At 52.4% G+C, this 16722-nt stretch carries 10 protein-coding genes; all 10 read left to right on the plus strand.

The window, feature by feature from the left end; genetic code table 11:
- Positions 1-291 precede the first annotated feature (291 nt).
- The 10 genes from DQG23_RS39900 (at position 292) to DQG23_RS39945 (ending at position 16239) form a co-directional block, all read left to right on the plus strand.
- A complete protein-coding gene (locus DQG23_RS39900; protein ID WP_158560949.1) occupies positions 292-2262 on the plus strand; it encodes a glycosyl hydrolase family 28-related protein in 1971 nt (656 codons plus the stop codon).
- 300 nt (positions 2263-2562) lie between these two features.
- Positions 2563-3948, plus strand: a complete 1386-nt coding sequence (locus DQG23_RS39905) for an extracellular solute-binding protein (protein ID WP_158560950.1) — start codon at positions 2563-2565, stop codon at positions 3946-3948.
- Positions 3949-4025: 77 nt separating this feature from the next.
- Entirely contained in the window at positions 4026-4946 is a 921-nt protein-coding gene (locus tag DQG23_RS39910) for an AraC family transcriptional regulator (protein WP_113036640.1), read from the plus strand.
- 757 nt (positions 4947-5703) lie between these two features.
- On the plus strand, positions 5704-7149 hold the full coding sequence (locus DQG23_RS39915; protein WP_146762479.1) for a hypothetical protein: 1446 nt from the start codon (positions 5704-5706) through the stop codon (positions 7147-7149).
- Positions 7150-7210: 61 nt separating this feature from the next.
- On the plus strand, positions 7211-9415 hold the full coding sequence (locus tag DQG23_RS39920) for a family 78 glycoside hydrolase catalytic domain (protein ID WP_113036642.1): 2205 nt from the start codon (positions 7211-7213) through the stop codon (positions 9413-9415).
- Between the two features lie 658 nt (positions 9416-10073).
- Positions 10074-11153, plus strand: coding sequence for a Gfo/Idh/MocA family protein (locus tag DQG23_RS39925; protein WP_113036643.1), 1080 nt, complete (start codon positions 10074-10076; stop codon positions 11151-11153).
- 126 nt (positions 11154-11279) lie between these two features.
- Positions 11280-13046, plus strand: a complete 1767-nt coding sequence (locus DQG23_RS39930) for a type 2 periplasmic-binding domain-containing protein (RefSeq protein ID WP_113036644.1) — start codon at positions 11280-11282, stop codon at positions 13044-13046.
- Positions 13047-13162: 116 nt separating this feature from the next.
- On the plus strand, positions 13163-14020 hold the full coding sequence (locus DQG23_RS39935; protein ID WP_113036647.1) for an ABC transporter permease: 858 nt from the start codon (positions 13163-13165) through the stop codon (positions 14018-14020).
- Positions 14021-14032: 12 nt separating this feature from the next.
- Positions 14033-14917, plus strand: a complete 885-nt coding sequence (locus tag DQG23_RS39940) for a carbohydrate ABC transporter permease (RefSeq protein ID WP_113036645.1) — start codon at positions 14033-14035, stop codon at positions 14915-14917.
- A 257-nt stretch (positions 14918-15174) separates the two neighbouring features.
- Positions 15175-16239, plus strand: coding sequence for an alpha/beta hydrolase family protein (locus tag DQG23_RS39945; protein ID WP_113036646.1), 1065 nt, complete (start codon positions 15175-15177; stop codon positions 16237-16239).
- Positions 16240-16722: the final 483 nt, after the last annotated feature.

Raw genomic sequence — 16722 nt, forward strand, 5'->3', positions numbered from 1 at the left:
GTTCACCTCCTTTCCGTTAGATGGGATTATATCACTGCTTGTAAATAAAGGGCAATACCGCCAACGTATCAACGGCGTACAAAAAAATGAAGGTTTTTACTAAAGATGCGGATGCGGCGGGCTTATATAATGGTTCTGCGAGAGTTGAAGGCTATCCGAACGGGTTAGGAGGTTGTTTTCCCTTGCGAAGTTAGAGAGCGCTTTCATTGTGTTGGCTGCGGAGCGGAATTCAAAATTGTCGTTGACGACGGATCTGAAGATTTAATAAGGATGCGATGGGGAGGAAGCGGGATGTCGGAACAAAAACAGGATAAGCCGTTCAAGCCGGACGGTGCGGAAGAACGGACTTCGGAAAGCTTTATGAGCAGAAGAAAGCTTTTGGTATCGATGGGGATGGCGGGCGTAGCCCTTGCGACGGGAGGCGTGACGGCAGCGGCGGCAGCGGGCCCCGGCAATGAAACGGCGGGCCAAAAAGGCGGAAGCTGCGGATGCCCGCCAGGCATCAGGCAAATTCCGGACATCGCGACTCTCCGCACGACAATAGGGTCTTACGACGGGGAAGAGGTATATGTCGTCTCGCATAGCAGCACCTGGACGAGCAACCCGATAACCGGAAGAGGTCCGACAGGCGGAGGCATGTTCACGCGTATTGCCGTCAGCGATCTGGCGAATCCCGTCGACAACAACGGCTCGATTATTATCGTAAATAACGATGTGGCTTGGATCCGTACGGATACGACGGAATGCCGCGCCGAGGATTTCGGCGCCATTCCCGACGGGGTGACGAATAACGATGCCGCCATTTGGGCCGCTATCGCATCCATGCGAGCGAATCCCGTTACGATTTTGCAAGAAATCGGCGGAGGGACGATCACCGCGTACACCTCCGGCAGAATTGTGTTCGGGCGCGGCGTGTACGCGGTATCGCCCGATGTATTCAACATTACGCAGGATATGGGGCTGCAGCTTGTCGGACAAGGCTACCGGGGCACGAACAATGCGATTCGCGGCACGACGACTCTGCTGTTTACGGGAGCTTCGGCCGGTTTCGGCCTGAAGTTTTATGGTGCGGGCTCCCGGTCGGCACTTATTCAGGATATGGATATTTGTTATGCCAATGATAGCTTCACGGGGGATTTGATCGATTCGTACAGCTCCCCGGGACTGAAGCTCAATCGCGTTTTTGTCGGGACATTCGGCCTTACGGCGGCGACGAGACTGAGGACGGCAAGGAGCGGGATACGGGCGACTTACGACGAGTTCAATCATTTCGAGAACGTCACGTTCGACGGTTTGCAGGACGGATGGTGGAGCGACGATCTCAGGGACTCGAATCCGTTCGGCGGCACGCTGACCAGCTTCGATACTTGCGTTTTTTACGATATCACGAACAATATGATCCGACATGACGGCAACAGGACCCGCAACGATTTGACAATCAAAAACACGGCGTTTAACCCGATTCAAGTCAGCTGCCAGCGGGGATTGAAGGTGGATAACATCGACGGCATCCATATCGATACTTGCGTATTTGCCGGTTCGACGACTCATAGAGCGGAGATCGAATGGGCCAAAATAACGAATGCGACAGGTACGATCGCGTCGACATCGTTTAACGATTTTTCTAAAGCTGGCACTTTGGGCGGCATGCTGGAGGCGACGGGAAACATCGTATACTGCACCGACGGTTTTACGTTGATCGGCGGGCTTATTCGGGCATCGAACAATGAATTTTCCAAGGCTTCCGCAGCTTATCGCGTAAGTCCGCTGTATCCGTTAACGATGCAGTTGGGCCCTGATCTTTTCAAGGCCGACGTCGGCGTTTCTTACTACATGACGCCTGACGCCATAGATCTGAGCGGCAAAATCACATATGCCCCCGAGCAGGACGCATCGCCGAATAAGTTCATCAACCAAGGCACGCGGGTCACGATTACGAGCTCCAGCTGTCACACCATCTCGATCGGCGATGCGAGCTACAACATTTCGATCCTGCATACCGGGCGCGATTTCGCATTCGCCGTTAACGGCGATCAAAGCTTTCAATTGCCTGTTCCGATCATCGGGACGGAAATAGGCGTTATGACGGTCGGTACGGGTACCAAAACGATTACGGCTCCAAGCGGCGTTAGCATCATTGCCGGAACCGGCAGCGCGTTTACGAGCCTGCACAGCGCCAAACCCGGCTCCTATATTCGCTTCAGGGCGTTCGGCGTATCGACGTGGGTTGCGGTGAGCAAAACGGACGGCTGGGTCATATAGCTAGCCGGCCTTTTATAAGCAGGAGCGGGAAGAACCGGGGCGGATGCCTCGGTTCTTTTTTTTTGGAAATGCAGAAAGTAAAGTCTGTGTTTGCATTCTGATGTACATATGTGCTGTAAAATAGTCTTTCTGATGTACGTAATAATGATTGACAGGGTGTTTCTGATGTCTTATTATGATGATGAAAACAAGGTCTGATTACTTCTTAATGTACATAACGATAAGAAATATACATTAGATTATGATTCGTTTATGCCGGATCATCGTATAAGGAAATCACGCGAATGGGGCGCTGTACACATGAAAGCAAAGCCAACCAACAAACAGTTTCAGCTCGAGCTGGAGCATATGGCAAACGAGCTGCGCGAGGAAATCGGCAACGGCACCTTTCCGGCCAATTCCTTCCTGCCGTCCGAATCGGCTTTGGCCAAACGGTTCCAACTGAGCAATAAGTCGATCCGCAAGGGGATCGAGAAGCTGGTGGAGGAAGGGCTGATCGTCAAAATACCGAGGGTGGGCAACCGGGTGAACGTACAACGGCCGAGCGTCACGCTGACCCTTGCTTGTTCGTATTCGATCGAACGCGATTTTCAGCTGAGAAGGCTGCTCGACGATTTTCATCAGCAATACCCGTGGATTCGCGTAACTACGGTACAGTACTCGGATACTCCGCAATTCAGCGAGGACGGAGGGAACGGGCAGGCGGATGTCATCGCGCTTGATTCGACTCAATTTCAGCAGCTGACGGAGGAGAACCGGCATTCGATGTTGGAGCCGCTTACCGGATCGGAGGAGGCGTTTCCTTTCTTGAACGAGGCTTTTCGGAAGGACGGTCGACAGTATGTGCTTCCGGCCATTTTTTCGCCGATCGTGCTCTGTTACAACCGTTCGCACTTCAAGGAGTGCGGGCTTCCCGAACCGCACGGGGGATGGACCTGGGATGATTTGGCGCAAAACGCCGTCAAATTGTCCGAGAACGGAAACCGGTTCGGCTTTTGTTTCCACATCCTGTCGGAAAACCGCTGGCCGCTCTTCCTGCTTCAAAGCGGGGAGCGTTTTCAGTGGGACGGAGCGGTGCTCCGCGATCTTCGCCATTCGAGACTGCTTGAAGGAATGAAGCTTGGCAAGCAGATTATCCACAACCGGGACATTTTTCCGCTTTATTTATCCGAAAACAATAACGATATCAACAGGCTGTTTATGGAAGGCAAAGTTTCGATGGTGCTCATCAGTTATATGGGACTCAACGACTTTCGCGATACCGGCCTTGATTACGATTTGTCTCCGCTGCCTTATATGCACGAGCCGCGTACGCTTGTTGTCGCGATCGGGTTCGGCATGAACAAGTACACCCGTAATAAAGAGGAGGCGCGGCTGCTGATCGACTATTTCGCATCCAGGCGGACGCAGGAGATCATACGCCGAATCACGCTCAGCCTGCCGGCCATGCAGCAGATCGAAGAGCCCGCGGAGCCGGAGCTTCAACCCCCAAGCCGGTACGGGATGTATCGCGAAATTATTTCTTCCTACCGGATGCACAGCGAGCTGAATTTGCCGTGGGCGCTCAATCAGGTTTTGGCGGGGCAGTTGAAGGCTTACTGGGCGGACCTGCTGGACGAAGAGAAGCTCTGCGACAGTTTAATCGAGAAATTGTCCGTACGGGAAACGGAAAGAGCGCACAGTTAGCAAAGTCAGATCCATGCAAGCAAACGGATTGAAAGACGCGGCTTAGCGATATTCTGGTAAGGAATGAGGGGATTCGGATGAGCTTTATAGCGACCAAAGTACTTATTATTTCCAGATGCAAGTACAAGTTCGAAAGCTCGGTCACCAGTCATTGCCATAACTTTCATCATATCATGTATGTGATAGGCGGGAGAGGCACGCTGTTTTCGGGCGGGATCAAGCACAGCATGCACAAGAACGATCTGTATATTATCCCTCCGGGAACACCCCACAGCTTCCAATCGGATTCATCCAAGCCGTTGTGCACGATTGAAGTGAAAGCGCTTGTGAACGATCCTCAGCTGGAATCGTATTTGAAGCTGATGTCGCTCAAAACGGTCGTACCCGGCGTAAAGGTCAAGCTGATTCTCGAAGCCATGCTTGAAGAGGCGACGCACTGCCGGCCCCAATACAAGGAGATTATTACGGCTCATTTCATCGAATTCATTATGAACATTCAGCGGTCGATTTGCCTGGAGAGCGATGATGACGCCGAGTCGCAGTCGATCCTCAACATGCCGAAATTTTCCGAGGAAAAAGGAATGCCGGCGCGTCAAGGGGGATCGGCGTTCGAGGACGATTTAGCCGGTCAGGCGCTTCAGTTTCTTCAAGAGAACCATGAGCGGAAAATTATTTTGAAGGAGCTTTCGCAGCAGCTGGCTGTGAGCCGGGCTCACTTGTGCCGCGTTTTTTGCCAAAGATACAAAGTATCGCCCATGCAGTATTTGAACAATTGGCGGCTCAAAGAGGCTAAGGAGCTGCTGGTCAACTCGGACATGACGATTACCGAAATTGCGGCCAAGGTCGGCTTCCAAAGCGTGCATTATTTAAGCCGCCGTTTTGCCGTCAAAGAGAAAATGTCGCCGCTGCAATACCGTCAAAAGATGAAAGAGATCGTCGAGCTGAAAATCGAGGAGAAGTTCGACATTGTCGACCATCACGTCGTCGTGCAGCGATAGTTTGCCTTTTCGGCGCGAAAGTTTCATGAGCGGAGATCCGGTAACGCCGGATCTTTTTGCGATTTGTCAGAAAGTATATCGTGGATACGGCTTTAAATCTCGGTAAAGCGCTTGTCCCTAAGAGGAAACACGAGAAATCGGCGCCATGCGAACTGGAAAACCTACAGTTGTTTTCCGAAATACTCCTTGTTTTATAAATCTTAATGGAGAACTTGCAGCTAATTCCATTGAAAACTCCCAAATACGAAGAAATGCCGAAAGTTACCTGTAGTTTTTCCAGCTAAATGTCTGTTTCGTGCGTTTTAACCGAAAATAGCTGCATGTTTTCCAGTTAGCGACTGTTCGCGCAATTCTCCCTGCATAAGCCTGTTTTCAATACGGCAAGATAAACTTTCCAAAGGGCCGGCACGGCTTCCAACTCAATGCCAATTGTTAATGTGACTATGGGATAGTGGACTCTCCGTCAAACCTGATGAAAGCTTTGGATCGCTGGACATTTAGCCAGGCACCAAATTAACGTCCGTGATTTTCGGACTGTTTTTCTCGAAACGATTTTCTGTGGATAATCGGGGCTCCCCAAAAGTACTCGTTTTTGTGGGGCTTAGTTGTATCCCGCAGCAAAAAATAACGCGGCCGCACATATCAACCGCGTACAAAAAATAAACGCTTTTTACTAAAGAAACGGCTCTTTGCCCGGCTATATAATGGTTCTGAAACAGCAGGAGGATTAGAGAAAAGTGTCGGGAGGATGCCGGAAATGCAATTACGCGCAGGCGTGGCCAAAAGCGAGATCACTACCGGAGAGGAAGGAATATTGATTAGCGACCCGTTGTACGCCAAAGCGCTCGTTCTAGACGACGGGATCACGAAAGCGGTTATTATTGCGATGGATGCGCTGGCGATAGGCGGTTTAGGCGATATAAAGGACGATTTCCTGCCGAAGCTGCGCGCCCGAATTGAGAACGAGCTGCACATTCCAGGCGGGAACGTACTGGTGAACGCTTCACATACTCATCCGCAGGGCCGGCTCCTATGTGACGACGCCGAGCAGGTCGAGCGGACGTTTGAGGCAGTCAGGCAGGCGCTGCAAAAGATGACGGAGGTAAGGGCCGGCTCGGGCTTCGGTCATGAAGACAGAATCGTCGTAAACCGGAATCTCAAAATGAAGGACGGCAGCCATTGGTCGATCCGCTACGCCCATCCTTGCCCGGAGGACAAGGAGGTCGCCGATATCGGGCCGATCGATCCTTCGATAGGCGTTCTTCGTTTAGACAGGCTGGACGGTCAGCCGCTGGCAGTCGTCTATAACTTTGCGAGCCATCTTTTGATCGGCGTTCCCGAGCGGGGCGTTACAGCGAACTTCACGGGTTTCGCCTCGAAGGTCATTGAGGAAAACCTCGGCAATGGTGTGATGGCTTTATTTTTGCAGGGGGCGGGTGGCGATATACTAGAGGTTTTCTTCAAAGACGTCAACCGGCCGAGAAATTGCGAGCCGCTGGGGACGATGCTCGGTCTCAGCACCTTGAAGGCGGTCAGGAAAATCCAAACCAAGGATGCCGGTTTGAATGTCCTGTCGGAAACGATCCGGCTTCCCGTTCGCAAAAATATCCCGGAGCGCATGGAAGCGAGGCTTCAAGAGCAGGCAAAGCTGCTGGCTACATTGAGGAGCACGACGCTCAATTTTAAAACGTTCCTGCCTCTCTACATCAAATATGCGCTGAATCCGGATTACCCGTCCGATTATGCTTACCGCTACATGCAAGAAGAAAGAATCGGCTCGAACGAGCTTGTTTCTATGGATGTCCACAACCGGGGGAATTTGGACCGGTATTTGAACAACATTTATACGATGGAGAAATTGATCCGTATTCAGGAGGATTTGGCGACGTTTCAATACCATGAGACGCTGCTCCGCGAGGCAGGCGGTGAAACGGTACCCGCCGAGGTGCAGGGCGTCAAAATCGGAGACTGCGCGCTAATTACGGCGCCGGCGGAGCTGCTTGTGGAAATCGGCTTGAACCTCAAAAAAGCTTCTCCCTACGAGCACACTTTCGTTTCCGCGTTTACGAACGGCTACTTGCACTATGCCGCCCCGGTCGAGCATTACGGCAAGGGAGGCTACGAGGTTACGGAATGCATGCTTGCCGAGGAATGGCAGGAGGCATACGAGTCCAAGGCTTACGATATACTCCGCAGGCTGTAGGGAGGGCCGGAATGGACGATCCTCTGTGGTTTATGCTTTTAGAGCTAAGAAGGAGAAAAACATGGAGAAACGATGGACGGCCCGGTGGATTATGGACCGCGCGTTTGTCGGCTTGCCGCCGATCGATCTTTATCGCAAAGAGCTGGAGTCAAAACCGCGAAGCGTGCATAAGACCGGGCTGACGAACCGCCACATGTTTGCCAGAAAGGAATTCACGCTACATGAGAAGCCGCAAAAAGCGGTTTTGGATATAACCGGCGACGATTATTACAAGGTATATGTCAACGGCCGCTTTGTCGGACAAGGGCCGGCGCAAGGGAATCCTTTTCATTATTACTATAACCGTTACGACATAGCCTCCTTCCTCCAAAAAGGGATAAATGCGATCGCCGTTCACGTCTATTACCACGGATTGGTCTGTCATGCGTACAACAGCGGCGATTACCGCCAAGGTTTTATTGCCGAGCTGACGGCTGACGGCATTATAACGGCAAAGACGGATCGCAGTTGGAAGTATCGGAGCACGGAGGAATACGGGCGAGGAAGCGCGATCGGCTACGACACGCAATTTACCGAGCACGTCGATTGCCGCTTGAGGACGCCGGGCTGGCGGGAGGCCAGCTTCGATGATTCGAAGTGGAGCCGGGCCGCAGAGCATGGGCAAGACGACCATCATTTCTGTCTGCAGCCGACGCCGCCTGTATCCGTTTACGAGCAATTGCCTTTGCATGTGACGGCGCTGGGGGATGAGGGCTATCAAATCGATTTCGGTCAAGAGATTACCGGCCAAGTGAGCTTAAGGGCAAGGGGGTCCGCAGGACAGATCGTGGAAATTCGCTGCGGCGAGGAGTTGGACGATGACGGACGGGTTCGTTACGATATGCGATGCAATTGCCGCTATCAGGATTTTTGGACGCTGTCGGGGCGTGAGGACGACATGTCCGAGTTTTTCGATTATAAGGCATTCCGGTATGCCGAGGTGCTTGCCGGAGTAGGCGTCACGTTAGATACCGGAAGCTTCCGTGCAGTGGTGCGCCACTATCCGTTTGAGGCCGGGGCATGTACGTTCGAAACCTCGAATCCGCGGCTGAACGCAATTTGGGCGATCTGCAGCAACGGCGTCAAATACGGCTCGCAGGAGCATTACGTCGATTGCCCCTCGCGGGAAAAGGGCCAGTATTTGGGAGATAACACGGTCATCACGCACGCGCACGCTTATGCTTCTGGCGATTTGCGGCTGTTCCGGAAATCGCTGCAAGACTTCGCCTTGCTGGCGGAACGAGTATGTCCCGGGATGATGGCGGTCGCTTCCGGCAGTTATATGCAGGAGATCGCCGATTTCTCCCTCCAATGGCCCATGCAGCTGCTGCAGTATTACAAGCAAAGCGGCGACAGGGAATTTCTTCGGGATATGTTTCCGACAGCCGAGAGGCTGTTGCGCCACTTCGATTCATACCGGAGAGAAGACGGTTTGCTCGCGAAGGTCGACGACAAATGGAATCTTGTCGATTGGCCGGAAGCGATGCGCGACGGATATGATTTTAAGCTCGATCATCCGATCGGCGAAGGCTGCCATAACGTTATCAACGCTTTTTACTATGGAGCGCTGGAGACCGTTTGCGAGATTCGCGAGCATTTGGAAGGCGCGAAGCCGCAAGCGCTGCTGGATGAAATGGCGCGGGTGAAAGCGGCCTTCCGCAAGGCTTTCTATAGCGACGGGAGCGGGCTCTTCGTCGATGCGGAACGTTCGCAGCATGCCTCGCTGCACGCCAATGCGCTTCCGCTGTTATTCGGTCTCGCACCTGAGGAGGCTGTACCGTCAATTGTAAGGTTGATTCGGGCCAAGCGGTTAAGCTGCGGGGTGTACATGGCTTATTTCGTGTTGAAGGCGCTTGCCCGGGCGGGCGAATACGAGCTAATCTACGAACTTATAAATTCGGACGATCGAAACTCCTGGGCCTCGATGCTGAAGGAAGGGGCGACGACCTGCTTCGAAGTTTGGTCCAAGGAGATGAAGCCGAATGCCAGCTTATGCCATCCATGGGCAAGCGCGCCGATCCCTTTGCTGATTGAGGAAATTATCGGCTTGAAGCCTGCGGCTCCCGGCTGGACGAAGGTGTCCTTTACGCCACATATTCCGAATTCTCTTGAGTGGATTATGCTCTCGTTTCGGACCCCTGCCGGCACGATCGCGTTGGAATATGCCGGCGGCGAGGCGAAGCTTACCGTACCCGATGGCGTCGCTGTTGAAGGCGGGCTTGCCTAGCCGGTAAACGCGCTTGTCCTTTAAGGAAGTCGCGGCCGTTTTTTACGAAAACGCGAGAGGACGGGCACTTATTCGGCCTGAGAGGCCATGAGCGTTTATCCTTGTTAGTTCTTTTCTCAACGCGCGCTTCTCCCGGCGCGAGCTGCGGCGCTACATGAGGATGTAAGATAAAACTCTTTAAAGCGCTAAAGATATGGAGGAGATCGGATACTGGAGGAACCCGACCTGGCGGCAGTCGTTTAAGCTGTGTGAATTGTGTGCGCGCATAGTGAGGAAAAGTACACTGTTCATAAGGCTGGACTCACTAATTTAGCGGAAAAATGGCGGTTTTGCTTCGTTTTTACTAGCTAATGAGGAAAAACTCACTATTCGTTTACTTTTCCGCATTATTAGTGAACTTTTCCTCACTGTCTCGCTGAAATTAGAGCAATCGTCGAGATACAGTGAGGTTGGACTCACTAATAGTGAACTTTTCCGCACTGTCTCGCCGGCACATGAGCCATCGTCGAGAAACAGTAAGGTGGCGCAGCCGATTCTCTTTTGATCAATTGCGTACAAAAAATAAACGTTTTTTACTAAAGAATCGAAATTTCATCCTTACTATAATTGTCGTATCAAGCTAAAACTTGTCATTGCCGATCAAGAGAGGGGAAAAAGAATGAGTAAAATTCGTTTGGGCATTATCGGCTGCGGAGGGATGGCGCTTACCCATTCGGGGGGATTCGGCTATTTGGCCGACAGGGTGGAAATCGCCGCAACCTGCGACATTGTGGAGGAGCGCGCCCGGCAAGCGGCGGAACAGACCGGCGCCAAGCTGGCCGTAACGGATTACCGGGAGCTGCTGGATGCTGTGGACGCCGTGCTGGTCGTTTTACCGCATGATCTTCATTTCGAAGTTGGGATGACGTGTTTGAAGGCAGGCAAGCATGTGCTGATGGAAAAGCCGATGTGCAATACCGAGCAGGAATGCATCGAGCTGATCCGGACAGCGGAGGAAACCGGCAAAGTGCTGATGACCGCATATCCGGTCCGCTTCTGGCCGATCGTCCTGAAGCTGAAGGAGCTGCTCGACGCGAAAACATACGGCGAATGCTTCCAGCTTTCGATTTGGACCGAGCAGTTCACCAGATACTACGACGGCCACTGGGCATTGTCGGCGGACCGGCTGGGCGGCGGCCAATTTTTCAGCCACGGCTGCCATTACGTTGACATCATGCTTTGGATGCTCGGACGGCCTGTGCGCGGCACCCATATCGGTACGAATTTCGGCACGCCGTGGATGGAGAAGGAAGGTACGAGCAACGCGACGATCGAATTCGAGAGCGGCGCGCTGGGCTACCATTTCGGAACGTGGGGGGCACGCGGCTCGCGGCTTGGCTGGAGCATTCACGCCCACTGCACGGAAGGGATGCTGGAGATCAAGCAGGCGGACTTCAAGCTGTATGCGCATACACAAATGAACGAGGAGATAGCGAATCTGGATACGGAATCGCGGACGCAGGTGTTGTTCGAGGCGGATTCCTCCGGCAAGTTTACGCATTATGAGCTGGAGCATTTTCTCGATTGCATCCGAACCGGAGACCGCCCGATAACGGACGGGCCGACAAGCCTGCAGGGGCTTCGCGTCATTTGGCGTTTGTACGAAGCCGAGAAGAACGGTTCGATCGCCGATTTAAGGGGGCTCGGCTTGGACGAGGATTGGCAGGCCGTGCAAGTGTCCAGCGGGATGGCGGATTAACGTTAAACCGCTCGAGAACGCGCTTGAAAATGTAATCCCTTTCATTGCTTAATCGATAAGCATCGAAGGAGGTTTGACCGCCGACGTGTGACCGAGCACAGTGTGCCGCGCTGGGAGCCACACGTGGTGCGGAAAAAGAGGGGCGGAGTAAGAACGGCGTTCATCGCCGGCGTACCGACTGCACAAATTTTGAAGGGAGAGGTTGCTGTGAACAGACGTAAATGGTTTCTGAACGCCTTGGTCTTCGTCTTCATATTGTCCTCATTTTTGGTAGGCTGCAGCTCGAAAGGGAAGGAAGGGGAAGGCGGCAAACAATCCGCTGCGCCTTCGGCAAGTCCGCAGTCGTCGCCGAAGCCTTCGGCCGAAGCCGGGGACGGCAAGCTCAAGAAATACGATCCGCCGATCGAAATGTCCACCGTCACGTTTAACTATAACTATCCGAAATTCGACAAGGGTGACGATATCAACAACAACCCCTGGTCGCGGTACATGCTGGAACAATACGGCATTAAAGTGAACACCCTCTGGGATGTGGCCGATTCGCAATACGAGCAAAAAGTAAATTTGATGATCGCATCAAGGGATATACCGGACTTTTTCGCCGTGACGCCTACGCAATTCAAGCAGCTCTACGACGCGAAATTGATCGAGGATTTAACCGATTCCTATAACAAGTACGCTTCCGACGATATTAAGAAGCTGATCAACGACGCCGGAGCGGAAGTGCTGGAGTCGGCCAAAATGAAAGGCAGAATCATGGCGATCCCATGGACCGGCGAGGCTCAGGTAGGCGTGCCGATTTTATGGATACGCGAAGACTGGCTCACGAAGCTGAATTTGTCGGGGCCGCAATCGATGAGCGATGTGCTGAACATTGCGAAAGCGTTCGCGACCCAGGATCCGGACGGCAATCAAAAGGATGATACGTACGGTTTGGCGCTCGACAAGGATTTTGGCCAATTGACCGGATTTCTTAACGGGTACCATGCTTATCAAGGCATATGGATGAAGGACGGCTCGGGCGGCCTGACTTACAGCACCTTGCAGCCTGAAATGAAAAAAGCGCTAGGCGCGCTTCAGGAAATGTTCAAAGCCAAGCAGATCGATCCCGAGTTCGGCGTCAAGGACGGAAATAAAGTGAATGAAACGATCGGGGCCAACAAGCTCGGCATGATGTTCGGCTCCATCGGCACGGCGCAGGTGATGCAAAATGTAACGCCGGATACGAACTGGCTTCCTTTCCCGGTGCCTTCGATCGACGGCCAAAAAGCGTCTATGCAGCATCCGCTCAATATTTATTCGTATTACTGGGTCGTGAAGAAAGGAACGAAAAATCCGGAAGCGATCTATCAGATGATCCAAGCCTGGATCGACCTGTTCTACAAAAACACTTCGGACGAAGTATACGCCAAATATAATGCGGTTACGGGGACCGGGTATTGGATGAACGCTCCGATCAAACTGTACAACACGTTCAACGACGTCGACGCCTACCGCCACATCAAGCCGTTCCTGGAGAAAAAAGACAAAACGAACGAGGATCTCAGCAAGCTGACTCCGATGGAACGCGCCTGGTACAAAGAGCTTCTGGAATACGAGAAAGGCGATATGAAGTTTAGAGGGCGGAACGGCAAAGCGGGTCTGAACAGCGGCGCCAAAGTGATCGACGGTTATGTGCAAAACAATCAATACATGCCGGAGGCGTTCACGACCGTTCCGACACCGGCAATGGTACAAAAAATGCCGGCACTGAAGAAGATGGAATATCAAATGATCAGCAAAATTATTTTGGGAGCGCCGCTTGAGGAATTCGATACGTTCGTCGAGCAGTGGAAGAAGCTGGGCGGGGACGAAATCACGAAAGAAGTGAATGAATGGTACAAAAATAAATAAGCCGCAGAGGAGGGGGATGCCGTATCTCCCTCCTCGCCTAATTCCGTTGCCATCCGCACGCACAGGGGGAATCCAACTTGAAGAAACGGTCTACATCCCAGTTGCCCTTGCATCTGATGATTTTGCCGGGTTTTATTATCGTTTTTATATACGCTTATGTGCCGATGGTCGGCATCGTTATGGCATTCCAGGACTACAATCCCGTGGACGGCATGTTCGGCTCGCGATGGGTCGGCTTGGATAATTTTCGCTATATTTTCAGTCTGCCGGACACGGTACAGGTCATTTGGAACACCGTCTTTATCGCCACGCTCAAAATTATTGCGGGACTGATCGCTCCCATCGTAACGGCGCTTCTCATTCATGAAATCGGAAAGCAGTTTTTCAAAAGAATCGTTCAAACGATGGTTTATTTACCCCACTTTCTGTCCTGGGTTATTCTTGGCGGCATCCTGATCGACGTGCTGTCGCCGTCCCAAGGCATCGTCAATCAGCTTCTCGGATTCGTCGGCATTCCGCCGATCTTCTTTCTTGGAGACAATGCCTGGTTTCCCTTCACGCTTGTCATCTCCGATACGTGGAAGGAATTCGGCTTCAGCATGATCGTCTATTTGGCGGCTATTACAAGCATCAATCCTTCCTTATATGAAGCGGCGGTTATCGACGGGGCCGGCCATTTCAGACGGGTTTGGCATATTACGCTGCCGGGAATTAGGCCGATTATCGTACTGCTCGTTACGTTAAGCTTGGGCCAAGTGCTCAATGCGGGCTTCGAGCAGGTGTTCGTTTTGTATAGTCCGCAGGTGTACGAGAGCGGCGATATTTTGGATACGCTGGTTTACCGGATAGGTCTGCAGAACGCGCAGTACAGCATAGCTACGGCGGTCGGTTTATTCAAGTCGGCGGTGTCGTTAGTTTTAGTCGGCGTTTCGTATTGGCTGGCTTACCGGTTTGCGAACTACCGTATCTTTTAGGAGGTTTTGGATTTGACACCGAATAATTCTCCGTCTCGTATCGTTTTTCTCGTATTCAACTATACGTGGCTGACTATCGTAGCTTGTCTTTGCTTGTTTCCGATCGTTAACGTGCTTGCCATTTCCTTCAGCTCAGCCTCGGCCGCCACGGCGGGGAAGGTCACATTATGGCCCGTCGATTTTACGACGAACGCTTATGAATACGTGATGCGCAACGACGCTTTCGTTAAAGCCTTGATCGTTTCTATTAAAAGGGTCGTTTTGGGCGTTTCCCTGCAAATGCTGCTGATCGTGCTGCTTGCTTACCCGCTGTCCAAAGAGGCGAATAAGTTTCGGTTCCGTACCTCTTACGTATGGTATTTTTACATCACCATTCTGTTCGGCGGGGGCCTCATCCCCACCTATATGACCTTGCAAAAAACCGGCTTGATCGATACGATCGGAGCCTTGATCATTCCGAGCGCAGTCCCTGTGTTTAGCGTCGTTATTTTGCTGAACTTTTTTCGCGGTTTGCCCAAGGAGCTGGAGGAAGCCGCGTTTATGGACGGAGCGGGGCATTTTACGATCCTGTTCAAAATATTCATTCCGTTATCGAAAGCCGCTTTGGCGACGCTGCTTCTGTTTTCGATTGTGGGACATTGGAATTCGTGGTTCGACGGCTTGATCTATATCAATCGTCCGGAAAATTACCCGCTGCAGAGCTATCTTCAGTCGGTTGTCATCATGGGGAACGACACGGCGTTAACCGCGTTGGACGACGAGATGCTGGCCACTCTCTCGGACCGTACCTTGCATGCGGCTCAAATCTTTTTGGGCGCTTTGCCGATCCTTCTAATTTATCCGTTCTTGCAGCGGTATTTTATGCAGGGGATCGTTTTGGGGAGCGTTAAGGAGTAGGGGAAAAAGAAGTTTTCATATCCGCCGATGGGGTGGAGATGGGGGCTTCTTTTTCTGTTAGTAGACTTGCTGCATGAAATGACAGAATTCGGCTGACGTATGTTGCACATTAAGCGTGAATCAGAGGAATCCGTTGACCCATACTGCACATTTAGCACAAATTGGCGTAAACGCTGCCATTAATGATACGTCACTGGTTATAGTAGAAGGAATCGGCACCACCGGCATCAAAGGATAATAGGAGTAAAATCGAAAGGATGAGGATCAGCATGCAATATTTGAATACCGCCGCTTATGTGAACCGCTTGGATGAACGGTACAAGCCGCAGTACGAAATTACGAAGCTTGATTTGAATCATACCGATTGGCATTCATGGCGCACCGATTTCCGCAGCAAACTCGCCAAGCTCACAGGCTTGAGCGACATGCAGTCGCAATTTTCCGCCGTACCGCTTCAGGTGCGCGCCGTCAGCCGGGAGGAGCGATCGGATTACACCATAGAGAAATTGTTCGTCACGGCTGAGCCGGGCGTAGAAATTCCTTTTTATTTGCTGCTCCCGCTCGGAAAAGGCGAAGGCTGTTACCCGCTTGTGCTGACGCCTCATGGTCACGGACCCAGAGGGAAAGAAACCTACGTGGGGCATTACGCCGATGAGGCGGATCGCGCCGAGAACGAAGCGGGGGAGAGAGACATCGCGCTCCAGGCCGTCAAAGCAGGCTATGCCGCTATTGCGATGGACGTCAGAGGTTTTGCTGAGATGGGCAGGCGGCAGGAGTGGGAGCAAAATAAAGGCAGTTCGTGCCTTGAGCTGCAGCGAATCTCGCTTTTATACGGGCGTACTTTAATCGGTGAACGGGTTTTTGACATCGGACGATTGATCGATTATGCGGCAACCCGCCCCGAAATCGATACGAGCCGAATCGCCATAACCGGCAACTCGGGAGGCGGGACCGTATCCTTGTTCGCAGCCGCGCTTGACGAGCGGATAACCGTTTGTGCGCCAAGCTCCTATTTTTGTACGTTTCGCGATTCCATCATGGCAATGCACCATTGTTCCTGCAACTACATCCCCGGTATCTTGCAGCTCGGAGAGATGTACGATGTGGCTGCATTGGTTGCGCCAAGACCTCTGCTGCTCATTAACGGCAAGGACGACATGATCTTCCCGATTGAGGCTGCCAAAGAAGCCTTTTCTTATGTACATGCCGTCTATGCAGCACAAGGTGCAGCCGACAGATGCCGGCAATTTGTCGGGCATGAGGGCCACCGGTACTACAAGGAACCGGTATGGCCTTTTATGAAGCAATATTTGAGCCGGTAACGGATCGGTCTCCTGGATAATGGGAGGGGGAAGCGCGGAATCGAGCGGAGTCCGATTTCGCCGAATTGGAGAGAGGGGGAAGGCACGGAGTTGAGCTATCCGGCCGGCACATTCCTCCCGGATGACGGCATAACCCGCGCCGAATTCGTCGCGATGCGGATGCGGGCCCTCAAAGGAAAGCGAGCGGCGGGGAGGGCGTGCTGGCCGAAGAAATAGTAAGCGGAGTGGGTTGGCTAGCAGGTAAACCGCTTATGTAGACTCACCATTAAAGAGTCCTCAGTCAGACTGGGGGTTCCCATGGGGCACAATATCGCCCGAACCTCGGATGTAAAGCGGTCAGTCTGCTAGTGAAGAAAACCTCATTGCTAATGAGGCTAGACTCACTATTTAACTGGTAAAAGGCTCATTCTGCCAACTAGTGAGGCAAACGCAACTCCCTCTGTTCGTAGCGGTTTTCTCACGAATGCTCGCTCATTCGCAGGA

Origin of the sequence: Paenibacillus contaminans, from assembly GCF_003285015.1 — a bacterium.
In the GTDB taxonomy this organism is placed as follows: Bacteria; Bacillota; Bacilli; order Paenibacillales; family NBRC-103111; genus Paenibacillus_V; species Paenibacillus_V contaminans.

Excerpts from the sequence above, each read along its gene's own strand:
- DQG23_RS39920 (WP_113036642.1), top strand. The coding sequence starts at position 7,211 with ATGGAGAAACGATGGACGGCCCGGTGGATTATGGACCGCGCGTTTGTC.
- DQG23_RS39910 (WP_113036640.1), top strand. The coding sequence starts at position 4,026 with ATGAGCTTTATAGCGACCAAAGTACTTATTATTTCCAGATGCAAGTAC.
- DQG23_RS39935 (WP_113036647.1), top strand. The coding sequence starts at position 13,163 with ATGATTTTGCCGGGTTTTATTATCGTTTTTATATACGCTTATGTGCCG.
- DQG23_RS39900 (WP_158560949.1), top strand. The coding sequence starts at position 292 with ATGTCGGAACAAAAACAGGATAAGCCGTTCAAGCCGGACGGTGCGGAA.
- DQG23_RS39915 (WP_146762479.1), top strand. The coding sequence starts at position 5,704 with ATGCAATTACGCGCAGGCGTGGCCAAAAGCGAGATCACTACCGGAGAG.
- DQG23_RS39925 (WP_113036643.1), top strand. The coding sequence starts at position 10,074 with ATGAGTAAAATTCGTTTGGGCATTATCGGCTGCGGAGGGATGGCGCTT.
- DQG23_RS39905 (WP_158560950.1), top strand. The coding sequence starts at position 2,563 with ATGAAAGCAAAGCCAACCAACAAACAGTTTCAGCTCGAGCTGGAGCAT.
- DQG23_RS39945 (WP_113036646.1), top strand. The coding sequence starts at position 15,175 with ATGAGGATCAGCATGCAATATTTGAATACCGCCGCTTATGTGAACCGC.